The following is a 5,712-nucleotide window of genomic DNA, read 5'->3' as shown; positions in this document are numbered from 1 at the left end:
CGAGAAGGATGTGGAGCTGATCGCCGTCGGCGCTGACGCAGCCCACATGACGGCTGCCATCGGGCAAGTTGAACTGAACGAGACGCATGAACCTACCTTTTTCCTTCTCGCCGGGTCACACCCAGCCGCCGTCGACGATGAATTGCTGGCTCGAGCACATGCGGCTGTCATCGGCGGCCAGGAACAGCGCCATGCGCGCAATGTCGGATGGCTGCAGCCGGTCGGGCAGGCACTGCCTTTCCTCGATCTGGCGCTCGCCGGCCGGCGTCAGCCACAGACGCATCTGGCGCTCCGTCATCACCCAGCCCGGCACCATGCAGTTGACGCGGATGCGCTCGGGCCCGAGTTCGCGGGCAAGCGCGCCACCCGCAGCAGCCTCGGGAGCAACATGCAGGACCACGGTGCCGTAGGCGGTGCCGCTCATGCGCGCATCGGAGATGCGGACCATGTCGGAAACACCCTGTTTCAGGAGCTTGGCCGGCAGCGGCATGTTGCCGACCTCGGCCATGCCGGGATAGCCGCGCGGCCCGCAATTCTTGAGCACCATCACCGACGAGGCATCGATGTCGAGGTCCGGGTCGTCGATGCGGGCGTAGTAGTGCTCGATATTCTCGAAGACCACCGCCCTGCCCCGGTGCTGCATCAGCGCAGGGGTCGCCGCCGACGGCTTTATGACGGCGCCGTTGGGCGCAAGGTTGCCGCGCAGCACCGATATGCCGCCTTCCCTGGTCAGCGGCCGGTCGAGCGGCCGGATTACCTCGCTGTTGTAGTTCGGCGCACCGTCGACTAGCTCGCCGATCGTCTTTCCGCTGACGGTCATGGCGTCGCGATGGAGAAACCCCGCCCCATCCAGCGACGCCATGACCGCAGCCAGCCCCCCGGCGTAGTAGAAATCTTCCATCAGGAACCGGCCCGACGGCATCAGGTCGACGATGGTCGGCACATCGCGGCCGAGGCGATCCCAGTCGTCGAGGCTGAGATCGACGCCGACGCGATGCGCGATCGCTATGAGGTGCAGCACCGCGTTGGTCGATCCGCCGATGGCGCCGTTGACGCGGATGGCGTTCTCGAAGGCCTGCCGGGTGAGGATTTGCGAAATCGTCACGTCCCGGTGCACAAGATCGACGATCTGCCGCCCGGCAAGCTGCGCAAGCACGCCACGGCGCGAGTCGACCGCCGGTATGGCGGCATTGTCCGGCATGCCGATGCCCAGCGCCTCGACCATGCTGGCCATTGTGGAAGCGGTGCCCATGGTCATGCAGCTGCCGGCCGACCGGCTCTGGCCCTGCTCCGCGGCGAGGAAGTCCTCGACCTTCATGCGCCCGGCCTTCACGTCCTCGGCTAATTTCCAGACATGGGTGCCGGAGCCGATGTCCTGACCGCGGAACTTGCCGTTCAGCATCGGGCCGCCCGACAGGGCGATGGTCGGCAGGTTGCAGGACGCCGCTCCCATAAGGAGCGACGGCGTGGTCTTGTCGCAGCCGACCATGAGCACGACGCCGTCGATAGGGTTGCCGCGAATGGACTCTTCGACGTCCATGCTCGCCAGATTGCGGAACAGCATCGCGGTCGGGCGCATGTTGCTTTCGCCGAGCGATGTCACGGGAAATTCGACCGGCAGGCCGCCGGCCTCATAGACGCCGCGCTTGACGTGATCGGCAAGCGCCCGCAAATGCGCATTGCACGGGGTCAGTTCCGACCAGGTGTTGCAGATGCCGATCACCGGGCGACCGTCGAACGCATCGTCCGGAATGCCCTGGTTCTTCATCCAGCTGCGGTGCATGAAGGCGTTCTTGCCTTCACCGCCGAACCAGGCTGTCGACCGCAGCTTTCGTCTTTCGCTCACGATCTCTGCTCCTTACGGCGCCTGTTGCGGTTCTCGACGCTGCGGCGAACGTCTTCCTCGGCATTGTCGATGAGGACGAGAAGCGCCTGCTGCGCGCCGCTTCCATCGCCGGCGGCGATCTTCTCGGCCACCTCGCGATGAAGCGGCAGCGAGTGGCGCTGCCCCTCCGGATTGTCGTTGGAGAGACGGAAGCTCATCATCAGGGCCGTTTCCACCAGCGCTGCCAGCGAGCCGATCAGTTCGTTGCCCGTCATGCGCAGGATGGTCTGGTGGAAGATGAGGTCGGGCTTAGCAAAGCGGTCGCCGTCGTCGCCCACGACCTCCATTTCGGCGAGCGCGGCGTTGAGATCGGCAAGCTGCGCCGGCGTCGCGCGCTTGGCCGCAAGCGCGGCCGACATCGGCTCGATCGCCCGGCGCAGCTCGAAAAGGGCGGTGACGTCCTCGGCGCTGACGCCCGCCGCGTAGCGCCATGAAAGGACGTCCGGATCGAGGAAATTCCAGTCGGAGCGTGGGCGCACCCGGGTGCCGGTCTTAGGCCGCGACTCGACCAGCCCCTTGCCCGCCAGGACCTTGATGGCCTCGCGCAGCACGGTGCGGCTGACGCCCAGCATCTCACTGGAATCATCGGCATTGGGGAGTGCCTCGCCCGGCAGGAAATCGCCCTGGACAATGCGCAGCCCGATCTGCTCGACGACCGTCGCATGCAGCGCCGTCGAGCCGCTGGCGACCGCCGCGACGACCCGCGACGTGCGTGCGGTGCTGAAGGATTTTGTATTCTTCATACTATTCATATGATATGTCTTTATCCAGCCATAGTTGAGAGTCAAGCCGCTGGAGAGAGGATGGATGGAAATTTTGAGACAAGAGGCGCGGACGGCCTGGTCACGATCACCGACGGTCTGGCGACGGTCGAGATCGCCCCGGCCGCCGGCGGCGCGCTGGCGTCATATCGCTGGCGGAAAATGGGCATGCCGTCGATTGGCTACGCCCCGCCCTGCCCGCCGCGTTCGACAGCCGCGACGCGGGCGCGATGGCCTGCTTTCCGCTGGTCCCCTACTCCAATCGTGTAAGGGGCGGCCGCTTCAGCTTCGCCGGCCGGACCATAGAGTTGCCGACGCGACCAGACGACCCGCATTATGAGCACGGCCATGGCTGGCGACTGCCGTGGACGCTGGCCGGACACCAGCAAGCCAGGGCGATCCTGCGCTATCGCCACGATGCCGATTCCTGGCCCTGGAGCTACGAGGCCGAGCAGAGGATCGGACTCGTACGGGGCTGCCTGAGCATCCGGATCTCGCTGCGCAACCTCTCGGACACGCCCATGCCGGGCGGGTTCGGGCTTCATCCCTATTTTCCCGCCACGCCGTGGACGCATATCCAGGCCGATGTCACCGGGATGTGGGAAACCGACGCCCAGGTTCTGCCCACACGCCATGTTTCGCCGCCCGCGGGCGCCGATCCGACAACGGGCTTCGACGTCGCCGAGGCCGCATTCGACACCGTCTTCACGGGATGGACACGCCGTGCCCGCATCACCTGGCCGGATGAGGAACGGCTATTGGACATCGAGGCCGAAGCACAGCTCGATTTCCTGGTGCTCTACACACCGCCAGGCGAGCCGTTCTTCTGCGCCGAGCCGGTCAGCAACGTCACCGACGCCTTCAACCGGTTGGACGAAGACACAGGCTGCATGGTGCTACGCGCCTGGCGAGAGCCGCTCGGCAAGCGTCCGCTTCATGCCGTCACAGACAGTCTGATGTATGCCGCCCGGAGCCACGGAGCGGGTTCCGGTTGGCGCACCTTGGGGCGTGCGCTCCTCAGCCGACGGATGCCGGAAGCCATCGCTTTTCGACAAGGCAGACCATCGTGTAGGCAGGATCAAAGACGTTTCCGACGTGATACCGGACAACCTGTCCCATCAGATGCGATGCGGCGGCGGCGGACAATCCATAATCGCTGGTCAGCCAGTTGAGCATGTCCGTGGTCGCATGCTGAAGGGCCTGATCCAGCGGCCGCGCGTTGCCGACCGAGAAAATGTGCGTTTCGTTTTCACCGCGAGGCCATGTCAACCGCCTGTTCTTTTCCACGCTAAGGCGTAGCTGCACTTCAAAACAGGTCTCGATCCCGGTTCCGACGATCTCCCCATCGCCCTGCGTTGCATGGCAATCGCCCGCAAAGAAGAGCGCACCCTCCACGCCGACGGGAAACCAAACGGTCGCGCCAGGCCGAAAGCCGCGATAATCCATGTTCCCGCCATTCTCCGCGCTTGTCGCGGTGGAGAAAGCCTGGCCCATCGCGGGCGCCACGCCAAAGCAACCGATCATCGGTTCGAGCGGCAGCACGAAGTTCTCAAGGCCTGGCGGCGGCTCCTGCAACTTCGCGATTCGCGATTCCAGATCGACCAGCCAGTCGGCTCTGTCGCGCGCCGGCAATTGGCGAGCAGCCTCGGGATCGACAACATTCGCGGCCAGCGACGAGATCGTCCAGCCGGAGGGGCGGATAGGATCCATGCGCAGGATGTCCACGCGGAGCGCGTCGCCCGGTTCGGCTCCCGTCACGAAGACCGGGCCGTTCATCGGGTTTGGACCATGAGCCGGTCGCGCACCGTTCTTGTCGAAGCCCCTGGCGTCCAGCGTCTCTGTGATCACGACATCGCCGGATGCAATTGTGAGCGCCGGCGCGACCGTCCCGAGGACATTGTGCCACGTGCTGTTGATGAGCCTGTGCGTTGCCATGGAATGGCAGTAGCGAAGGCGTTGCCGCGGGGCAAGTGGGCGGATCGAGATCCTGGCGCCCGATCGTTCCATTGGTATCGGCGAGTTGGCCGCCACGATGCAGGACGGACCTGGCGCCAGCCCGACAAATCCAGTGCCCGGCCTAAACCTTTTCCACCAACAGGCGTTGTTGTCCACCCGGCCGGTTTTCCAGGCGACCGGCAAAACGGACGATGGAGAGGCTCAACCGATGTATTTCATGGCATTGGCCACCGACTATGACGGCACGCTGGCGCATGATGGCCTGGTCACCGCGAGCACGATCTCGGCGTTGGAGAAGCTGAAGAAATCCGGGCGAAAGCTCATCCTGGTCACCGGGCGCGAGCTGCCCGACCTGAAGGAGGTGTTTCCCGAACTGTCGCTGTTCGACAAGGTCGTGGCCGAAAACGGCGCGCTGATCTACACGCCGGCGAGCGAGGAAGAGCGCACGATCTCGCCCTCGCCTTCCGCGGATCTCGTCGACAGGCTGAAGAAGCGCGGCGTGAAGCCGCTCTCGGTCGGGCGATCGATCGTCGCCACCTGGGAACCGCATCAGGCGACCGTGCTCGATGTCATCAAGAAGCTCGGGCTGGAGCTGGAAATCATCTTCAACAAGGGCGCGGTGATGATCCTGCCTTCCGGCGTCAACAAGGCGACCGGGCTGGCGGCGGCGCTCGAAGACCTGAAACTGTCGGCGCACAATGTCGTGGCGGTCGGCGACGCCGAGAACGACCACGCTTTTCTCAGGGCCTCGGGCTGCAGCGTCGCGGTGGCCAACGCGCTGCCCGCCGTCAAGGAAACCGCAGATCTCGTCACCAAGGAGGTGCGCGGCAAGGGCGTCGAGGAACTGATCCGCAAGCTGATCAAGCACGACCACCTCATTGCCAAGAAGCGCTTGGGCGGCGTGCTGCTCGGAACTTCGCGCGGCAAGGACATCTATCTGTCGCCGACCGAAACAGTGCTGATCGCCGGCAGCTCGGGCATCGGCAAATCGACCCTGGCCACGGCGCTCACCGAGCGGCTGGTCGAGAAGGGTTTGCAGTTCTGCATTTTCGACCCCGAGGGCGACTATGACGGGCTGAAAGGCGCGGTGCCGCTCGGCAACGGCTCGAC

At 65.0% G+C, this 5,712-nt stretch carries 4 protein-coding genes and 1 pseudogene; 2 read left to right on the top strand and 3 right to left on the bottom strand.

The window, feature by feature from the left end:
• Positions 1 to 115: 115 nt before the first annotated feature.
• Together EOA27_RS19005 and EOA27_RS19000 are read right to left on the bottom strand one after the other, a co-directional pair.
• Positions 116 to 1,849, bottom strand: coding sequence for a dihydroxy-acid dehydratase (locus EOA27_RS19005; protein ID WP_127256892.1), 1,734 nt, complete (start codon positions 1,847 to 1,849; stop codon positions 116 to 118).
• Entirely contained in the window at positions 1,843 to 2,628 is a 786-nt protein-coding gene (locus EOA27_RS19000; protein WP_126078541.1) for a FadR/GntR family transcriptional regulator, read from the bottom strand. Before EOA27_RS19000 ends, EOA27_RS19005 begins: the two co-directional genes overlap by 7 nt.
• 164 nt (positions 2,629 to 2,792) lie before the next feature.
• Between EOA27_RS19000 and EOA27_RS18995 the strand changes: the two are divergent.
• A pseudogene (locus tag EOA27_RS18995) lies at positions 2,793 to 3,449 on the top strand (aldose 1-epimerase); the annotation flags it as partial.
• A gap of 214 nt (positions 3,450 to 3,663) precedes the next feature.
• On the opposite strand, the gene EOA27_RS18990 reads toward EOA27_RS18995, so the two are convergent.
• Positions 3,664 to 4,581 (bottom strand): acetamidase/formamidase family protein, encoded by a 918-nt coding sequence (locus EOA27_RS18990; protein ID WP_127256890.1) that lies wholly within the window; start codon positions 4,579 to 4,581, stop codon positions 3,664 to 3,666.
• 229 nt (positions 4,582 to 4,810) lie between these two features.
• On the opposite strand from EOA27_RS18990, the gene EOA27_RS18985 reads away from it, so the two are divergent.
• A partial coding sequence (locus EOA27_RS18985; protein ID WP_127256888.1) for an HAD-IIB family hydrolase occupies positions 4,811 to 5,712 on the top strand: 902 nt, incomplete at its 3' end.

This window comes from Mesorhizobium sp. M2A.F.Ca.ET.037.01.1.1 (assembly GCF_003998075.1).
Lineage (GTDB): Bacteria > Pseudomonadota > Alphaproteobacteria > Rhizobiales > Rhizobiaceae > Mesorhizobium.
Note: the sequence above shows the minus strand (reverse complement) of the source record. Positions and strands in the feature narration are given on the sequence as shown.

What these genes read in the sequence shown, in the direction of transcription:
- EOA27_RS18990 (WP_127256890.1), bottom strand. Translation starts at nt 4,581, where the DNA reads ATGGCAACGCACAGGCTCATCAACAGCACGTGGCACAATGTCCTCGGG.
- EOA27_RS19000 (WP_126078541.1), bottom strand. Translation starts at nt 2,628, where the DNA reads ATGAAGAATACAAAATCCTTCAGCACCGCACGCACGTCGCGGGTCGTC.